The sequence below is a fragment of the uncultured Tateyamaria sp. genome (assembly GCF_947494755.1).
Lineage (GTDB): Bacteria > Pseudomonadota > Alphaproteobacteria > Rhodobacterales > Rhodobacteraceae > Tateyamaria.
In genome coordinates this window covers 70396-86970 of sequence record NZ_CANLVZ010000002.1, presented here as the reverse complement: position 1 = coordinate 86970, position 16575 = coordinate 70396, and the positions used below count along the sequence as shown (strand labels likewise).

The 16575-nt window shown below is 61.2% G+C and carries 17 protein-coding genes; 8 read left to right on the top strand and 9 right to left on the bottom strand.

Going from position 1 to position 16575, the window contains the following annotated elements; all coding sequences use genetic code 11:
* The first annotated feature begins 22 nt into the window (after window positions 1–22).
* The gene (locus Q0908_RS03015) at window positions 23–802 is read left to right on the top strand and encodes an IclR family transcriptional regulator (RefSeq protein WP_299280962.1); all 780 of its coding nucleotides are present in this window, start codon (window positions 23–25) and stop codon (window positions 800–802) included.
* 7 nt (window positions 803–809) lie between these two features.
* Here the strand turns inward: Q0908_RS03015 and Q0908_RS03010 are convergent, their stop codons facing one another.
* Genes Q0908_RS03010 through Q0908_RS03000 form a run of 3 tightly spaced genes read right to left on the bottom strand, consistent with a single transcriptional unit; the run spans window position 810 to window position 3570 of the window.
* Window positions 810–1472 (bottom strand): GntR family transcriptional regulator, encoded by a 663-nt coding sequence (locus tag Q0908_RS03010; RefSeq protein WP_299280961.1) that lies wholly within the window; start codon window positions 1470–1472, stop codon window positions 810–812.
* Window positions 1472–2494, bottom strand: coding sequence for a Gfo/Idh/MocA family oxidoreductase (locus tag Q0908_RS03005; protein WP_299280960.1), 1023 nt, complete (start codon window positions 2492–2494; stop codon window positions 1472–1474). The genes Q0908_RS03010 and Q0908_RS03005 overlap by 1 nt, the downstream gene beginning before the upstream one ends.
* Window positions 2491–3570, bottom strand: a complete 1080-nt coding sequence (locus tag Q0908_RS03000; RefSeq protein ID WP_299280959.1) for an isocitrate/isopropylmalate family dehydrogenase — start codon at window positions 3568–3570, stop codon at window positions 2491–2493. The genes Q0908_RS03005 and Q0908_RS03000 overlap by 4 nt, the downstream gene beginning before the upstream one ends.
* 128 nt (window positions 3571–3698) lie before the next feature.
* Here Q0908_RS03000 and Q0908_RS02995 point away from each other — a divergent pair, with 128 nt between their 5' ends.
* The 6 genes from Q0908_RS02995 (at window position 3699) to Q0908_RS02970 (ending at window position 8992) form a co-directional block, all read left to right on the top strand.
* On the top strand, window positions 3699–3992 hold the full coding sequence (locus Q0908_RS02995; protein WP_299280958.1) for a putative quinol monooxygenase: 294 nt from the start codon (window positions 3699–3701) through the stop codon (window positions 3990–3992).
* Window positions 3989–4789 (top strand): N-acyl homoserine lactonase family protein, encoded by an 801-nt coding sequence (locus tag Q0908_RS02990; protein ID WP_299280957.1) that lies wholly within the window; start codon window positions 3989–3991, stop codon window positions 4787–4789. Before Q0908_RS02995 ends, Q0908_RS02990 begins: the two co-directional genes overlap by 4 nt.
* Window positions 4790–4978: 189 nt before the next feature.
* Entirely contained in the window at window positions 4979–5755 is a 777-nt protein-coding gene (locus Q0908_RS02985) for a 3-hydroxybutyrate dehydrogenase (protein WP_299280956.1), read from the top strand.
* A gap of 32 nt (window positions 5756–5787) precedes the next feature.
* A complete protein-coding gene (locus tag Q0908_RS02980) occupies window positions 5788–6882 on the top strand; it encodes a patatin-like phospholipase family protein (RefSeq protein WP_299280955.1) in 1095 nt (364 codons plus the stop codon).
* Between the two features lie 4 nt (window positions 6883–6886).
* On the top strand, window positions 6887–7759 hold the full coding sequence (locus tag Q0908_RS02975; protein WP_299280954.1) for a cupin domain-containing protein: 873 nt from the start codon (window positions 6887–6889) through the stop codon (window positions 7757–7759).
* Between the two features lie 3 nt (window positions 7760–7762).
* Window positions 7763–8992 (top strand): MFS transporter, encoded by a 1230-nt coding sequence (locus Q0908_RS02970; protein WP_299280953.1) that lies wholly within the window; start codon window positions 7763–7765, stop codon window positions 8990–8992.
* Here Q0908_RS02970 and Q0908_RS02965 read toward each other — a convergent pair.
* The 5 genes from Q0908_RS02965 to Q0908_RS02945 all read right to left on the bottom strand — a co-directional run bounded on the left by Q0908_RS02965 (window position 8989) and on the right by Q0908_RS02945 (window position 13744).
* Window positions 8989–9951: an oligopeptide/dipeptide ABC transporter ATP-binding protein gene (locus Q0908_RS02965; RefSeq protein ID WP_299280952.1), complete on the bottom strand. Its 963-nt coding sequence runs from the start codon at window positions 9949–9951 to the stop codon at window positions 8989–8991. The genes Q0908_RS02970 and Q0908_RS02965 overlap by 4 nt on opposite strands.
* On the bottom strand, window positions 9951–10928 hold the full coding sequence (locus tag Q0908_RS02960; protein WP_299280951.1) for an ABC transporter ATP-binding protein: 978 nt from the start codon (window positions 10926–10928) through the stop codon (window positions 9951–9953). Before Q0908_RS02960 ends, Q0908_RS02965 begins: the two co-directional genes overlap by 1 nt.
* Window positions 10925–11887, bottom strand: a complete 963-nt coding sequence (locus tag Q0908_RS02955) for an ABC transporter permease (RefSeq protein WP_299280950.1) — start codon at window positions 11885–11887, stop codon at window positions 10925–10927. Before Q0908_RS02955 ends, Q0908_RS02960 begins: the two co-directional genes overlap by 4 nt.
* A 1-nt stretch (window position 11888) precedes the next feature.
* The gene (locus Q0908_RS02950) at window positions 11889–12869 is read right to left on the bottom strand and encodes an ABC transporter permease (protein ID WP_299280949.1); all 981 of its coding nucleotides are present in this window, start codon (window positions 12867–12869) and stop codon (window positions 11889–11891) included.
* Between the two features lie 323 nt (window positions 12870–13192).
* Entirely contained in the window at window positions 13193–13744 is a 552-nt protein-coding gene (locus Q0908_RS02945; protein WP_299280948.1) for a TetR/AcrR family transcriptional regulator, read from the bottom strand.
* 74 nt (window positions 13745–13818) lie between these two features.
* Between Q0908_RS02945 and Q0908_RS02940 the strand changes: the two genes are divergently transcribed.
* Window positions 13819–14607, top strand: coding sequence for an SDR family oxidoreductase (locus Q0908_RS02940; RefSeq protein ID WP_299280947.1), 789 nt, complete (start codon window positions 13819–13821; stop codon window positions 14605–14607).
* Between the two features lie 213 nt (window positions 14608–14820).
* On the opposite strand, the gene Q0908_RS02935 is transcribed toward Q0908_RS02940, so the two are convergent.
* Window positions 14821–16383, bottom strand: coding sequence for an ABC transporter substrate-binding protein (locus Q0908_RS02935; RefSeq protein WP_299280946.1), 1563 nt, complete (start codon window positions 16381–16383; stop codon window positions 14821–14823).
* Window positions 16384–16575 lie beyond the last annotated feature (192 nt).

Sequence of the window (16575 nt, the reverse complement as noted above, 5' to 3'; positions counted from 1 at the left end):
TGCATCTGTGATAGAATGAGACATGCCTGACGATCACCGCCCTCGCAAGGAACACCAGATTCCCACCAACCTGCGTTTGCTGATGGTGATGGAAGAGGTGGCCAAGCGCGGGGTGGCCGTCAAGCCTGTCGATCTGATCGAGGCCCTCGGGCTGCCCAAGCCCACCGTGCACCGCCTGTTGCAGACGGCCGAGGCCGAGGGGTTCCTCCAACGCGATCTGGATGGACGCAGCTATGGACCCGGTGCGCGGCTGCGCGCGCTTGCTGTGTCTACGATGTCATCCGAGCATCTGCGCACCGCCCGTCTGACTATCCTGCGCGGTGTGGCCGAAGAGATCGGCGAGACCTGCAACCTCGCCACGCCTGACCGTGAGGGGATGACATATCTTGACCGGGTCGAAACCGAATGGCCGCTGCGCATTCAATTGCCCATCGGCACCCAGGTCCCGTTCCACTGCACGGCCAGCGGCAAGATGTATCTGTCCACCTTGCGCCCGCATATTCTGGAATCGATCCTGACGGCCCGCCCGCTGGAACAACCGACGCCCGCCACCCTTACCGGTCTGGCCGAAATCAAGGCCGAGCTGGAGGCGACGCGTCAGCGTGGCTACTCCACCGACAATGAAGAGTTCATGGCAGGTATGACAGCCATAGCCGTGCCGGTCTGGGATGGGCATGGCAAGTTGCTTGCGACCCTGTCCGCCCACGCGCCCATGCAGCGGCGCACCTTGGCTGAGTTGGTGGACTATCTGCCGGCCTTGCGCCGTGGGTCCGAGGACCTGACCAAATTGCATACCGCCTGAAGGCGTCTCACAATCCGTGAAACTGGTGCTTGTCGAGCAGGGCGACCAGCATATCGCGCGCCTGGCGTCGATGGGCGTGATGGGTGTCGTGGGCGCGGCTGGCGTCCCCTTGGGCAATGGCGTCATAGACGGCGCGGTGATCCGCGTTTGATTGTGCGGGTCTGGGCCGGATGAACAGGGTCGTGGCGCGTGCCCTGCGCACCTGATCGCGCATCACCGAGACGATCATGCTCAGGCGCGCATTGCGCCCCAAACGCACCAATTCGCGGTGAAACCGATCATCGGCCTCGGCCCATCCGCGCAGGTCATCCTGCTTCAGGCAGGCGTCCATATCCGCGATGGCCGCCGCCAGTGTCTCAAGGTCGGCCGCCGAGTAGCCCGCCTCAGCCGCGCGGGCGGCGGCGAGGCTCTCAAGCTCGGTCAGGATATCGTAGATGTCGCTCATGTCCTGGGCCGAGACCGGGCTGATGCGGATGCCTCGACGCGGGCGCAGTTCGACCAGCCCTTGCGCCTGCAACATCAGGGCAGCCTCGCGGATGGGCGTGCGCGACATCCCCAGCTTTTCGGCGAGTTCCGTTTCGAGATGGTCTGATCCGGGGGTGAGGTCTCCGGCAAAGATCATCTGGCGCAGGGCTGCGACGGCCCGCTCTACGTTGCTGATGGCCCCCATCAGGTCACCCTTTCGATTGGCAGTTTGCGTCCGGCGGCGTTCGAGGCATAGATCGTATCCTTGATACGGATCACATCCAGATAGGAGCCCGCCTCATTTTCGAGGGTGGTCCCGTGCCGCATGGCCCCGATCACATGGGATTGCAGCGCATGCACACAGTCTCCGCCAAAGGCATCATGCAGGTCAGCGGACAGGATCTGTTGCGCCTCCGGCTGCCCGAACAGCCGCAACCACACCGATCCATCGCCGCGCAGGTCGAGCGTGCCTTGAGTGCCCTCGATCAATGCCTCGCCCATGGTGCGGCGGTGGTTGTCGGCGGCGTGGTCCAGATGCCGGTTGCCATCGAACAGCGCCCGCACGCCAGAGGCGTGATCAAACACCACATGCCCTGCATCCTCGCCCGCGATCACGGGATTGATGCGCCGCAAATCAGCATAGACCGCCGTGGCGGGACCAAAGAGGTACTGGAAGGTATCCACCCAGTGCACGGCGGTTTCATGGATCAAGAACCGCTCCAACGTCTGAAAATAGGGCTGGCGGTCGAGATAGGCGCGCGGGCCCTGCCCGTCGCCGGGGCGCAGGCGGAAAGTCGCGTTCAGGACCTTGCCGATTGCGCCTGTGTCGAGTGCGTCCTTGATCGCGCGATACCACGGCTGAAAGCGGACGTTTTCGTGCACGATCAGGCGCGCCCCTGCAGTATCCGCTTCGGCCACGATAGCCTGCGCTTCGGCCAAGTCAGTGCAGAACGGCTTCTGGCAGATGATCCATTTGATCCCCGCCACGAGGGCCGCGCGGATGGTTTGGGCATGGGCCGGCGGGGGCAGGATGATGTCGAACAGGTCCGGCGCGGTCTGGGTCAGCATTGCGCCCAGATCGTCGAAAGCGGGCAGGCCTGTGGCGCGGGCGGCCTCAAGGTCCAGATCGCAAGCCCCGACCACCTCGACGCCCTCCATGCGCGCCCAACTGCCGTAGTGGAACTGGCTGAAATAGCCTGCCCCGACGCAAGCGATCCGGATCGTCATGTGAGGGCTGCGCGCACAGCGTCCGCGACCTCGCTTGTGCCCGCGCTGCCGCCCAAGTCCCGGCTGGCCACTTTGCCCGCTGCGATCACCGCCTCGACGGCGGCGCGCAGTCGGTCCCCATCCGCCACCATGTCCGGCATGTCGTGCCGCCCGCCCAGCCATTCCAGCATCATGGCCGCCGACAGGATCATCGCCATCGGGTTCGCGACCCCTTGCCCCGCTATGTCGGGGGCCGAGCCGTGGCAGGGTTGGAACACCGCGTGATCGGCCCCGATATCGGCGGAAGGTGCGAGCCCGAGCCCGCCCATAAGCCCCGCGCCAAGATCGGACAGAATATCGCCAAACATGTTCTCGGTCACCATCACGTCGAAGGCCCACGGGCGTTCGACCATCCATAGTGCGGTTGCATCCACATAGGCGTGATCGGCGATGATATCGGGATGCTTGGCGGCTTCGGCATCGAACATCTCGCGGAAAAAGGCGAAGGCGCGGAACACGTTGGCCTTATCCACGCAAGTCACCTTTCCCGGCCCGCGTCCTGCGGCCTTGCGGGCTTTGGCGAGGTCAAAGGCGAACCTGAACAGCGGCTCGGAAATGGCGCGGGTGATCAGCAGAGTCTCGCGGGCCTCATCTTGCGTGACCTCACCCCGCCCCTGCGTGTGAAACAGCCCCTCGGTGCTTTCACGGATCAGGACGAAATCGACGGTTTGGCCGTCTTTGAGCGCCAGCGGCGTCGGTTGGCCGGGCCGGATGGTGACCGGGCGGACACCGGCAAACAGGGTCAGCGCCTTGCGTAGATCGATCTGGGGCGAAATCTCGGTGCCATCGGGATAACGCACGTCCGGCAGTCCCATCGCCGATAGCAGGATGGCGTCCGCGGCGCGCGCCACCGCCATCGAAGCGGCGGGCAGGCTTTCCCCGGTGCGCGCGTAATGCGCCGCCCCTGCGGGTGCGTCGACAAAGTTCAGCGCGTATTTCCCCGCCGCCAGGTGATCGAGCAGGGACAGCGTAGGGGCCATGATCTCGGGGCCGATCCCATCCCCCTGAAAAACCGCGATATCAAATGAGTTCTGCATGGCGCACGTCCCCTTTGGCCTTAGGATTGATCAAAGCGACTCGCCTTGTGTTACGCGGTAACGTATACATTAATGTATGCGCAATGAAAGGCCCGCTTTTGACGGGACCCAAAAGGAAAGATCAGATCATGCCCTATGCCGTCACCGTCGTGTTCGACATCAAGCCCGGTCAGATGGAGGCTTTCATGCCCCATATCCTTGAAAACGCACGCAGTTCTATGCGGGATGAACCGGGCTGCCGCCAGTTCGACGTCTGCACGGACCCCGAATTGCCAGACACGGTGTTCCTATATGAACTCTACGATGATCTGGCCGCGTTCGAGGCGCACCAGACCATGCCGCACTACGCCGCATGCGGCCCGAAGATCGCCGACTTGGTCGCCAACAAGACCCTGAAAACCTACGCGCGGGTCGACAGATGAGCACTGAATGGGAGGTCTATGCGATCAAATACGCGAACCGGGATGCGCGTACGCGGGCCGACAGCTTCATCTTTGACGACAATCACGACGCGTCGCATGCGATGGACTACTACATGTGGCTGATCCGGGGGGCGGGGCGGGTGATCCTTGTGGACACCGGCTATGATGCTGAGGAAGCCACGGCGCGCGGGCGGCCCATCCGGCTGAACCCTGTCGAGGCGCTTAAACCCTTTGACCTGACGCCTGAGGATGTGACCGAGATTATCGTCACGCACCTGCATTATGACCACGCAGGCGGCTTGCATCTGTTTCCGAACGCACACATCCATCTGCAGGCAGCCGAGATGGCCTATGCTACGGGGCCGTGCATGTGCCATGACGCGTTGCGGATGCCGTTTACGGCGGCACATGTGTGCGAGGCCGTCACGCGGCTTTATGCTGGCAAGGTGACTTTCCATGACGGCGAGGGCGCGATTGCCGATGGGATCACGGTGCATTGCATCGGGGGCCATTCGCGGGGCTTGCAGGCGGTGCGGGTGCGCACGCGCGCAGGCTGGATGGTGCTGGCCTCGGATGCCGCGCATTTCTACGAGAACTTTGTGGCGCGCAAACCCTTTCCCATAGTGGTCGACCTTCAGGACATGCTCGACGGGTTCGACACGCTGCGCAAGCTGGCAAGCGCGCCGGAACTGATCGTTCCGGGCCACGACCCGCTTGTGCGCCAGTATTTCGGCAGCGCGATGGCCGATCACATCATCCGTCTTGATGTTGGGCCGAACGCGGGCACGGTGCTGTAACATTTGGCACCAGCCTGCGGTCGGCTTTCGAAAACCGGGCAAATTCTATCGCAGAATCGGTAACAGTCGGCGGAATCCGTCACGTGGTTGCGATCCGCTCTCATGCCGCATTGCAGCGAAGGATAACCGTGCGTAAATAGGGTCCAATAGCGCATTTCCGCATTGCAGCATTTCGAAAAGGACCTCGCCATGACACGCACCGCCATCATCACCGGATCCACCAGCGGCATCGGGCTCGGCATTGCCGAAGCCTTTGCCGCCCAAGGCATGAACATCATGCTCAACGGGTTTGGCGACGCGGACGAGATCGAGGCCACGCGGGCCGAACTTGATTCCAAAGCCGACGGCACCGTCGCCTATCACGGCGCGGACATGACCAAACCCGATGAGATCGCCGATCTTGTGGCCCAGACCGAAAAGCAATTTGGCGCGGTTGATGTTCTGGTGAACAATGCGGGCATTCAATATGTCGGCCCCATCGAAGAGTTTCCGCTGGAAAAGTGGGATGCGATCATCGCGATCAACATGTCTTCGGCCTTTCACACAATCCGCGCCGCACTGCCGGGGATGAAGGCACGCAAATGGGGGCGGATCATCAACGTGGCCTCGGCTCACGGCCTCGTCGCCTCCCCCTATAAATCCGCCTATGTGACGGCCAAACATGGCGTGGTCGGTCTGACCAAGACCGTCGCGCTTGAGGCGGCGGAACACGGCGTGACCTGCAACGCCGTTTGCCCGGGCTATGTGCTGACGCCGCTGGTCGAAGGACAAATCCCCGACACCGCCAAGGCGCGCGGCATCACCGAGGAGGAGGTCAAACGCGACGTCCTTCTGGCGGCCCAACCCACCAAGGAATTCGTGACCGTTGAACAGCTTGGGGCGCTATGTACGTTCCTTGCCACCGATGCTGCGGCCTCGATGACCGGCACCGCCTTGCCCGTCGATGGTGGCTGGGTCGCCCACTAAACATGAACCGCGCCCTTATAGGAGGACAGACCATGTCCAAGACCAACGGTCGTTCAAAGCGGCATGAGAAGTCCATCAACCTCGCCCTGCAAGGGGGTGGATCGCACGGTGCGTTCACATGGGGCGTGCTGGATCGGATGTTTGAAGAGGACCGTCTGTGGATTGAAGGGGTCAGCGGGACCTCGGCGGGGGCCATGAACGCGGTCGTCGCCACCCAAGGCATGTATGACGGTGGGGCCGCCGGGGCCCGCCAGGCCCTCGAAGACTTCTGGCACGCCGTCAGCGTCGCGGGGCAGGCCAGCCCCATTCAGCGCACGGCGTTTGAGAAAATCATGGGATCATGGTCGCTCGACCTGAACCCCGGCTATGCGATGATGGACATGATGAGCCGCATGGCCTCGCCCTATGACCTCAACCCTTTGGGATTGAACCCGTTGCGCGATGTGGTCGAGGAGTTCATCGACTTTGACAAGGTCGCCAACTGTTCGGACATGGGCCTTTATATCTCGGCCACCAATGTCGAAACCGGTCGGGCGCGCGTCTTTCACCGCGAAGAGGTGACGCTGGACGTGGTCATGGCCTCGGCCTGTTTGCCGTCCATGTTCAAGGCCGTCGAGATTAACGGCACGCCCTATTGGGATGGCGGGTTCATGGGTAATCCGGTTTTGTTTCCGTTTATTGATCATTCCCCGTCCTCGGATATCGTGATCGTGCAGATCAACCCGCTGAAGCGGCCGGGCACGCCGCGCCGCGCGCGCGACATCCAGAACCGGGTGAACGAGATCACGTTCAACGCCTCGCTTCTGCGTGATTTGCGCACCATTGATCTGATCCACCGTCTGATCGAGGACGGGGCGCTGTCGGACAACGAATACCGCCGCATGAATATGCATATGATCGACGGCTGCGACGACATGCTAGCGCTGGATGCGTCCTCGAAGATGAACTCCGAATGGGCTTTCCTGATCCACATGCGTGATCTGGGTCGCGAACATGCGGATCGCTGGTTGGCGGCCAATTTCGACAAGATCGAAAAGGAAAGCACGCTCAACCTGCGTGAGTTTTTCGATGACTTCGGGGCCCCGCACGGGGGCAACGCGGTCGAGCTGAAATCCAGAAAGGATTGAAATCATGACAATTCGGACGATGACACTCGGGCTCGCGATCGCGGCGCTCGGCACGACGGCTTTTGCGTTCGACATGGGCGGGCTCAAGACCAAGGTGCTTTATGGTCTCGAGGGGCCGAGCCAGGCGCGCGACATCTCCAATAAGGTGCTGGGTGATACCGCACTTTCCGAGGAGGGGATCGCGGAACTCGCCGGGCGCAATCTGCGCACCCGGTTCTGGACGATCAACGACAAGGGCATCGTGCCGATCCACGATCACGCGAACCGCCCCGCCGTTTTCACCGTCCTGTCGGGTCAGATCTATGAATACACCTCGACCGCGGAGGATCGCGTGTTGCACGACACCGGCGGCCTTGCCTTGGAAGAGGGCGAATTGGCCCACTGGTGGCTGAACGAGAGCGAAGAAACAGTGCATCTGATCGCCTTCGACGTTTATGCGCCGAACAATGCGTCCACGGAAGTGGCACCGGTACCTGCCGGTATTGATGTGAAATTGCCGGATGATCAGGGGGTCGAACATGCACTATTGGGTGCGGTCAATATCGGCACCCACTTTGGCGACGGTACGGGCGAGGGGTGGGTGCTCAGCACCTATCGCACCACGATTGAACCTGGCGGAAATTTTGCCAGCTTTACCGCTCCTGGTGAGCCGATCCAGAGTTTCGTCTGGGAAGGTGAAGTGACCGAGTACAGCGTTTCGGACCCTAAGGTCCTGGCAACCCGCAGCGGATCTACGGTCGCGGGCGGTGCGCAGGCATGGTGGGAAAACACCGGTGATGTGCCTGCGGTCATCTATTTCGGTGTGGTTGAACCCGCGTCCGAAGTGGAGGGGGTCGAGCGCGTCGGCCCTCTGGCCCATGGCAGCCACGGAGGGTAAGCGATGACGGCCATGCCCGATCCCGCCGCCTCGATGACGGGCATGGCCCCCGCGCTGGCGGAGACGTCCCCCGAAACGCGGCAGATGGTGATCCGCCGCTCGACCATGATCGCGCTGATCGCCTTTCTGACGCTGATCGACCTGTTCGGCTCGCAGGCCCTGTTGCCTACACTGGTCGAGGTATACGGGGTCAGCCCCGCGGCCATGGGCTTTGCGGTCAACGCCTCGACCATCGGAATGGCAGCGGCCAGCCTGATCGTAGCGCTGTTTGCACGCAAGATCGACCGCAGGCGCGGCATTTGGATGTGTCTGGCACTGTTAAGCGTGCCCACGATGCTGTTGGCCCAGCAACCTGATCTGACCACATTTACCCTGCTGCGCGTGGCCCAAGGTGTGTTCATGTCCGCCGCCTTCACCCTGACGCTCACCTATCTGAGCGAAGAGTGCTCGCTGACAGCCGTAGGCGGGGCGATGGCGGCCTATATTACGGGCAATGTGGCGTCGAACCTGTTCGGGCGGCTGCTGGCCTCGGGCATTGCGGACAATATCGGTCTGCCCGAAAGTTTTTACGGCTTTGCCATGCTCAACCTCGCGGGTGCGCTTGCGGCGTATCTCTATCTGGGTGGCAAGGACGGCGCACGTCGCAATCATGCGCAGGATGCCGGATCAGTGGTGGAGGCGTGGAAAGACCACCTCAGCAACGCCAAGCTCGTCGCGATGGTCGCGATCGGGTTTATCCTGTTGTTCGTGTTCGTGGCGACCTTCACCTACGCCAATTTCATCCTGTCCGAGGCGCCGTTTGCACTGCCCCAGACCTATATCGGCTTCGTCTATTTCGTCTTTGTGCCTGCTATCCTGACCACGCCGCTCGCGGCGGCGTCGGTGAAACGCTACGGCGCGCGGGCCAGCTTTCATGGCTCGATTATTGCGTCGCTCTTGGGATTGGTGTTGCTTCTGACGCCTTCGCTGACCCTGTTCCTGATCGGGCTGGCATTGGTGGGGGCGGGTTTGTTTTTCGCTCAATCGGTCGCCACCAGCTACGTGGGACGCACGGCCACGCATGACCACGCGGCGGCCAATGGCCTTTATCTGGCAAGCTACTATGTCGGCGGGATCAGCGGTGCCTTCGTGATCGGGCGCGTGTTCGAAGCACAGGGCTGGGCGCTGTCGGTCGGTGTACTCGTCGCGCTCACCGCGCTGGCGGGGGCACTGTCGTTCAAGATGGCGCGCTAGTCCACCATGTGGCAGGCGACCCGCGCATTCCCCACCCGGCGCAGCTCGGGTCGGGTGGTCCGGCAGATGTCGGCCGCCAGCGGGCAGCGCGGATTATAAGCGCAGCCGGGCGGCGGGTTGATCGGATCGGGGATTTCACCCGTAGGCGGGGCCACCTCACGTCCGAACCCATCGAGTTGCGGGGCCGCGGCCAACAGCATTTGGGTATAGGGATGCTTGGGCGTGTCAAAGAGCGTGTCCGGGTCCGCCTCTTCCACAAGCCGACCCAAATATAGCACTCCGATCTTGTCGGCCATGTGCTGCACCACTGTCAGATCGTGGCTGATGAACAGATAGGTCAGGCCAAACTCGTCCTTGAGATCGCTCATCAGGTTCAGCACCTGCGCCTGCACGCTGACATCCAGCGCGCTGGTCGGCTCGTCACAGACGATCAGCTTGGGTTCGGACGCCAGCGCCCGCGCAATGCAGATCCGCTGGCGCTGACCGCCCGAAAATTCGTGCGGAAACTTGCCCGCGTCGCGCGCCGCCAGTCCGACCTGTTCCAGCAGCCGCTCTGCCAGTCCTCTGGTCTCGCCCCCCCGCGCCGCCACCGGTTCGACGATGATATCACGCACCCGCCAGCGCGGGTTGAGCGATGCGAACGGGTCCTGAAAGATCATCTGGATATCGGCGCGCACATCGTCGATCTTGGCGGCATCGGTTTCGCGGGCCAGATCAACGCCCCGGATATCAACGGACCCGGTCGAGGGGGCGAGCAGCCCCACCAGCATCTTGCCAATGGTGGACTTGCCGGACCCGGACTCGCCGACCAGCGCGTAGACCGTTCGCTCTTCGATATCGAAGGACACGTCCGACACCGCCGTCAGCATGGCCTTGGGTTTGCGCTCAATCACCCGGTTCAGCCACGGTTTGGAAACATCAAAGATGCGGGTCAGGTTGGTCACACTTACCAAGGCCATCAGGCGACATCCTCGCGCACAAGCGGATGAAAACAGGCGGCACGGCCCTGACCATCGCTGAGGGTTGGGCCGGGGTTGCGCACGCAATCGGCCTGCGCGCGCGGGCAGCGGGGATGAAAGGCGCAGCCATCAGGCAGCGCATCCAGTCGCGGCATCGCGCCCGGGATCTGGTGCAGCCGCGCCTTGCCGCGCGAGGCCAGCGGGGTCGAGCCCATCAGCCCGTCCGTATAAGGGTGGAGCGGCGCCGTCAGCACATCGCGCACCGCCCCCAACTCGGTCAGTTGACCTGCATACATCACCGCCACCCGGTCGGCGGCTTCGGCAATCACACCCATATCATGGGTGATCAGCATGACGGCCGTTCCGCGATCCCGGCAAAGCCGCTTGAGCAACGCGATGATCTGCGCCTGCACGCTGACATCGAGCGCGGTGGTCGGCTCGTCGGCGATAATCAGGCTCGGTTCGGCGCACAGGGCCAGCGCGATCACGACCCGCTGGCGCATGCCGCCCGAAAACTCGTGCGGATAGCTGTCGACCCTTTGGGCGGCACCCGGAATGCCAACCTCTTCCAGCGCCGCGATGGCCCGTTTGCGCGCCTCCGACTGGCTGATGTCGAGATGGGCCAGCATCGTTTCGGTCAACTGGTCCCCGATCTTGAGCAGGGGATTGAGCGAGGTCAGGGGGTCCTGAAACACCATCCCGATCTGCTGGCCGCGCAGGCGACGCATGTCATCGCCCTGCAGATGATCGATGCGCGTGCCGTTGAGATGAATTTCACCCGAAGCAATATGGGCGGGCGGGTTGAGCAGGCCGATGACCGCGTTCCCGGCCATGGACTTGCCTGCGCCGGACTCGCCGACGACCCCGAGGATTTCCCCTTGGGCGATGTCATAGGAAACGTCCTGCACCGGGCGCAGCGTGCCATGGCGCGTGGGGATGTCGACCGTGAGGTTGCGGATGGAGAGGGTGGGGGTCATCTGAGCCTCGGATTCAACGCATCCCGCAGCCAATCCCCCAACAGGTTGACGCTCAGCGCCAGGGTCAGCAGCGTCAGCGCGGGGAACAGCAGGATCCACCACTCGCCCGAGAACAGGAAGCCCTGGCCGATGCGGATGAGCGTGCCAAGCGAGGGTTGTGTCGGGGGTGCGCCGACGCCGAGGAAGGACAGCGTGGCCTCGGCAATGATCGCAAGAGCCAGTGAAATCGTCGCGATCACCAAGACGGGCGAGAGCACATTGGGCAGGATGTGGCGCATCATGATCGCAGGCCCGGTCCGCCCGATCAGCTTGGCGGCGGCCACGTATTCCTTGTTCTTTTCGACCAGTGTGGCCCCGCGCACAACGCGCGCGAACTGCACCCAATCTGACAGGCCGATGGCGATAATCAGCACCCAGATCGCCATCTGATCGCGGTACTCCACCGGCGTCACCCCCTTGGCCACGCCAAAGATCAGCATCGCCACGAGGATGCTCGGGAAGGTCAGCTGCACGTCTGCGATGCGCATGATGATCGTCTCGGTCCAGCCGCCGACATAGCCTGCGAGCAAGCCCAGAGTGATGCCCAGCACCATGGCGAAGGCCACCGCAGCGGCACCGACAAACAGCGATATGCGCATGCCGTAGAGGATGGTGGAAAACACATCCCGCCCCTGATCATCGGTGCCCAGCCAAAAGCTATCGCCGGTGAAGGCATTGGGGGTCATGGGGGCGGAAAACCCGTTCATGAGGTTGAGCGAGCCGGGATCGAACGGGTCGTATGGCGCGATCAGGGGGGCAAATATCGCGCTCAGCACCAGCAGCAGCGTGATGGCAAAGCTGACCACGGCCACGGGCGAGCGTTTGAACTGGTAGATGAAGTCTGATTGCAGTGCGAGGCGCAGCCGTGACGGGTCCTTGACCGCGATGGGCGCGTCGGGGGGCAGGGGGGTGTCGACCATCTCAGTGCCCTCCGGTCCGGTCCACCCGCAGGCGCGGGTCGATGGCGAAATAGAGCAGATCCACAATCAGGTTGATGCCGACGAACATGACCGAAATCAGCATCAGATAGGCGGCCATCACGGGTATGTCGACGAACTGGATCGCGTTGATGAACAACAGGCCCACACCGGGCCATTGAAACACCGTCTCGGTGATGATGGCGAAGGCGATGATACTGCCCAGTTGCAACCCCGTGACCGTGATCACCGGCACCAGCGTGTTCTTGAGCGCATGGCGGAAGTTGACCGCCCGTTCGCGCAGACCACGGGCGCGGGCAAAGCGGATGTAGTCCTGGCGCAGCACCTCGAGCATTTCCGAACGCACCAGCCGCATGATCAGCGTCATCTGGTAGAGGCCGAGGGTGATTGACGGCAGTATCAACGCCTTGAGGCCCGTCTCGGTCAAAAACCCGGTGGACCACCCGCCCACCTGCACTGTCTCTCCCCGCCCGAAACTGGGCAGCCAGCCCAGTTCGACCGAAAACAGGTAGATCAGCAAGATCCCGATCAGGAAGGTGGGCAGCGACACTCCGATCAGCGAGGCGGACATGATCACGTTGGCCGTGATCCCGTTGCGCCTGATGGCGGTGAAAACCCCGAGCCCAATCCCGATGGAAATGGCGAGAAACCCGCTCACGGCCGCCAATTCCAGCGTCGCGGGCGCACGTTCCAGCAGAATTTCAGACACAGGCCGCCCTTGGCGATAGCTGACCCCGAAATTACCCTGCACGGCACCGCCCAGAAATTTCACGTATTGCATGACGAACGGTTGGTCGAGGCCAAGCTGGCCGCGTAGCCGGTCGATATCTTCCTGCGTGCGTTCCTGCCCAAGCATGTTGTCGATGGGGTCACCCACAAAGCGGAACATCGAAAAGGCGACAAGCCCGACGATCAGCAGGACAAGTGCGCTTTGGCCAACGCGTTGGATGATATAGGCGAGCATGGAGCAAGCAGACAGGGAGTAGGCGGCGGGGTCAAGGTGGAGGTTGGGGTAAATGTGGGGGCGGATTGAAAATGTTGCGGTTTGATCGGGTCAGGGTGCCGTGAGCGGAAGCTGAGTTGCAGGGGATGGTGTGTGGTGTTGGGCTGCTGGTCGAACAAAACGGACTTTTGCTGCGGCCGCGCCGAGGTCGGCTTTTTGTCTTAGGAACGACCAAGCCTTCTTTGACCCAGCCAAACAGAACGCATCGGTTTTGGCATGTTCAGCAATTCTGCTTCGGTTAATTTTGGAGTTTTTTGGTGACATTGGAAGCCCGATCGAAGGCTTCAGTCACTCCGAAGCCTTTCCACAAATCCGATGACAAAATCCAAAGGGTTCTTTTCGCCCAACTTCATAGTAATTGGGGAAGCCGCAAGGAGCAAAGCCGTCCCGTGCAAAAAAGCCCATACAGCGATTGCGCTATGCTCGTTTGCAGATGGGAAATCGTCGTCCAACGCCTTTTCCATGCACTTGTAAACCGGTGCTGCATGGGGATGCAGTTTGGCTGCCGAATGGCCAAACGTAGCTTGCGGTGCGAACATAAGCTCAAACAGAGCTCTGTTTGAAACGGCAAACGCGAAGTAGGCTTTGATTTTTCCATCGAGCGCCGGATACTTGTCCAGATCATTGGATAGTTGATCGAAACCGCGTTGGCAGAGTGCGAGCCTTAATGCCGACTTATCTTTGAAGTGATGGTACGGGGCACCGGGTGAAACACCGACGTCCTTTGCAAGCATTCTCATCGACAAAGTTTCGAGCGATTGGGAACAAAGGCGCGCTTGGGCCGCGTCGAGTAGCGCATCGCGAAGTTCGCCATGATGATAATCTTGCTTGGTCATAGCAACTTGTAGCATTGACTGCACATCTAATCACTGATTAAATTTAATCTGATCATTGATTAGATGTGAGAAATATGCAGATCTTGATAACAGGCGGGCATTCGGGTTTGGGCATGTTGTTGACCAGACGTCTTGTCGAAGAAGGCCACAGCGTTTCGTTGATTGTCCGGTTTATGGATCGTTTGGCGGACCTCGGTGATATTACGGCGTCGCTGGAACGCATATATGTCGGGGACCTAGCTGATGCGAAAGATCGCGCAAGACTGTGTAAAGAGATAAACGCCGCATCAGAGCGGTTGGACGTCTTGATCAACAATGCCGGTGTTCTGCTGCCCGACATTCAACTTTCACCACAGGGAAACGAAATGCATTACGAGGTCAATGCGCTCGCCCCTATCGACCTTATGCTGCGATTGCGGCCACTCCTAATCAAATCAGAACTCCCCCGCGTGGTGAATGTGGTCTCGGACGACATGTCTGCTAAGTCACTGGATGTCAGTACGCTGCTCAATCCAACGAAAATGAGGAAACTGTTCGGATCGTATATGGTTTCCAAGACAGCTTTGACACATGCGGGCGCATTTTTGGCAAAGAAGCACGGCTGGTCATCCATCAATGTTGTGAGTGTCACTCCCGGTCCGAACAAGACAAAAATGACTGCCGGAGACGGGATGCCTTTTTGGCTAAGACCTTTCAGGAGTTTGTTCTTCGCACGACCTGATGTGGGCGCTGACAGAATTTATGATGTTGTCTTTTCCCGGTACCCCACTGGATCATTCATCAAGAAGGGGAAGGTGCAGCCTTTGGGTTTTGATATGCAGGAGAAAACATTCGAAGAGGTTTTCGGCTCGCTGGCGACCTAAACGGAGTCGTTTCGGCCGAGATCTCGGAAAATTCTTGTTGTATCGCCACGTCAGGTGTTGGGACGTTTTGGACTGCCTTCGGTGAACCAGACATGCGCTATCCCGCAGCATTCAGCAGTTTACGCTCTAAGCCGCCATACCCACCAGCGCAAACCGATAAAAAAGCGGGCGCATTGCACCCGCTCCCATTTTTCGACACGCAGATATCCTGCCTCAGTTCACGGTCACCCACCTCAGGATGAAGAAGTTGTCGGGCCGCTGTGTCAGCTCAACATTCGCCTGAGCGCCCCATACCAAGGGTTGCACATAGAGCGGCACATAGGCGACCTCGTCCTGCAGGATCTGCGTCACCTCATCCAGCATGGCCTGACGCTTGGCATCGTCGATCTCGGACTGGATCAGGGGCAGCAGTTCATCCACCCGGGCGTTCGAATAACCACCAAAGTTCCAGCTTCCCAGCTTCTTTTCATCGTTCGGGGTCGCGGCGAGGAAACGGATGGGGTGTTCGGCGTCAAACGTGCCGGGCGACCAGCCGAGCAGGTACATATCGTAGTTGTCTTCGCGCAGTTCGGGCCAGTAGTTTTGCACAGGCATCGCATCCAGCACGGCGGTGATCCCCACTTGCGCCAACATGCCGGTGATCGCTTGGCACACCGCCTCGTCGTTCAGATAGCGGTCGTTGGGGCACTTCAGCCCGAAGGAAAAGCCGTTCTCGTAGCCTGCCTCGGCCAGCAACGCTTTGGCGGCGTCCACGTCATAGGCAGGGCGCTCGGCCAGATCGGTCGAAAAGCCGCGCATGGCGGGGCTGACCAGCTGGCTGGCGGCCTCGGCATTGCCGCGCATGATGGTTTGCAGGATGGCGGGCACGTTCACGGCCTGGGCCACCGCACGGCGCACGCGGGCGTCTGCAAACGGGTTCGCATCCGTGGTTTCGGCTGAATATTTCAGCGTCGCCGCTTCGTGTGGGAAGCCGAGCATGATGACCCGCGCCTCAATCCCTTGAATGACCTTGACTGCATCATTGGCCGCCAGCCGAGCGGTGTCTTGAATCGGCACCGGGTTGATCAGATCCACATCGCCCGACAGCAGCGCCGCCACAGCCGTGGCCGGGTTCTGGATCGGCGTCAGCTCGGCACGGGTGATGTTGTGGGTCGCCTCGTCCCACCAGCCGTCGAAGGGTTCGAGCACGGTTGTAAGCCCCGGCTGGCGGTCGGTCACGCGGAAGGCGCCCGTGCCATTGGTGTTGAGCGTGGCGTAGTTGCCGTTTTCCTTGTCGGGCAGTGTGGTGGCGTTGGCCTCGGCCCATCCGCTGTCCATGATCATCCAGTTGGCGATGCTGTCGGGAAAGATCGGGTTGGGGGCGGAGGTCATGATGTCGACCGTAAAGTCATCGACCTTGACCACCTCGGAGACGGGCGCAAACCAGCTGCGCGTGTCGGAGGATTCATTGCTGGCGCGCTGGTAGGAAAAAATCACGTCGTCAGCGTCGAACGCAGCCCCGTCATGGAAGGTCACCCCCTCGCGCAGGGTAAAGCGCCACCCCTCGCCCTCGCCAATCGGCTCCCAGGCTGTGGCAAGCGCGGGCTCGATAGCCATGTCCTTACCGCGGCGCACGAGGCCTTCATAGACGTTGTTCAAGAAGCCCAGGACGGGAGCGGAGTTGACCGCATGGGGGTCCATGGTTTGCGGGTCTGTCGTTTCGGCCCATTTGAAGGTTTCGGCCAAGGCGGGGGCGGCAGACAGGCTGATGGCAACGGGGAGAATGTAGCGGAACATGGGCATCCTTTCCTTTGAGGCGCGGGCGTGAAGGTGTGACCACTAGAGCGGAGTGCGCGCAAAAAGGGAAGGGGCAGGGGCGGGTGGTGAAGTGGAGCGAATGGCGGGTTTAGAGCCCAAGGTGTCGAATGCTGTAAGACACACGAATGGTCGGTTTGGACGGAATTCGGGGTCGGACCGATCAACAAGAAG

Bases quoted from the DNA above. Each gene is read 5' to 3' on its own strand.
- Q0908_RS02945 (WP_299280948.1), bottom strand. From the start codon at position 13,744: ATGACCAAGCAAGATTATCATCATGGCGAACTTCGCGATGCGCTACTC.
- Q0908_RS03015 (WP_299280962.1), top strand. From the start codon at position 23: ATGCCTGACGATCACCGCCCTCGCAAGGAACACCAGATTCCCACCAAC.
- Q0908_RS03000 (WP_299280959.1), bottom strand. From the start codon at position 3,570: ATGCAGAACTCATTTGATATCGCGGTTTTTCAGGGGGATGGGATCGGC.
- Q0908_RS03005 (WP_299280960.1), bottom strand. From the start codon at position 2,494: ATGACGATCCGGATCGCTTGCGTCGGGGCAGGCTATTTCAGCCAGTTC.
- Q0908_RS02965 (WP_299280952.1), bottom strand. From the start codon at position 9,951: ATGGCCTTGGTAAGTGTGACCAACCTGACCCGCATCTTTGATGTTTCC.
- Q0908_RS02970 (WP_299280953.1), top strand. From the start codon at position 7,763: ATGACGGCCATGCCCGATCCCGCCGCCTCGATGACGGGCATGGCCCCC.
- Q0908_RS02995 (WP_299280958.1), top strand. From the start codon at position 3,699: ATGCCCTATGCCGTCACCGTCGTGTTCGACATCAAGCCCGGTCAGATG.
- Q0908_RS02960 (WP_299280951.1), bottom strand. From the start codon at position 10,928: ATGACCCCCACCCTCTCCATCCGCAACCTCACGGTCGACATCCCCACG.
- Q0908_RS02985 (WP_299280956.1), top strand. From the start codon at position 4,979: ATGACACGCACCGCCATCATCACCGGATCCACCAGCGGCATCGGGCTC.
- Q0908_RS02955 (WP_299280950.1), bottom strand. From the start codon at position 11,887: ATGGTCGACACCCCCCTGCCCCCCGACGCGCCCATCGCGGTCAAGGAC.
- Q0908_RS02950 (WP_299280949.1), bottom strand. From the start codon at position 12,869: ATGCTCGCCTATATCATCCAACGCGTTGGCCAAAGCGCACTTGTCCTG.
- Q0908_RS02980 (WP_299280955.1), top strand. From the start codon at position 5,788: ATGTCCAAGACCAACGGTCGTTCAAAGCGGCATGAGAAGTCCATCAAC.
- Q0908_RS02975 (WP_299280954.1), top strand. From the start codon at position 6,887: ATGACAATTCGGACGATGACACTCGGGCTCGCGATCGCGGCGCTCGGC.
- Q0908_RS02990 (WP_299280957.1), top strand. From the start codon at position 3,989: ATGAGCACTGAATGGGAGGTCTATGCGATCAAATACGCGAACCGGGAT.
- Q0908_RS02935 (WP_299280946.1), bottom strand. From the start codon at position 16,383: ATGTTCCGCTACATTCTCCCCGTTGCCATCAGCCTGTCTGCCGCCCCC.
- Q0908_RS02940 (WP_299280947.1), top strand. From the start codon at position 13,819: ATGCAGATCTTGATAACAGGCGGGCATTCGGGTTTGGGCATGTTGTTG.
- Q0908_RS03010 (WP_299280961.1), bottom strand. From the start codon at position 1,472: ATGGGGGCCATCAGCAACGTAGAGCGGGCCGTCGCAGCCCTGCGCCAG.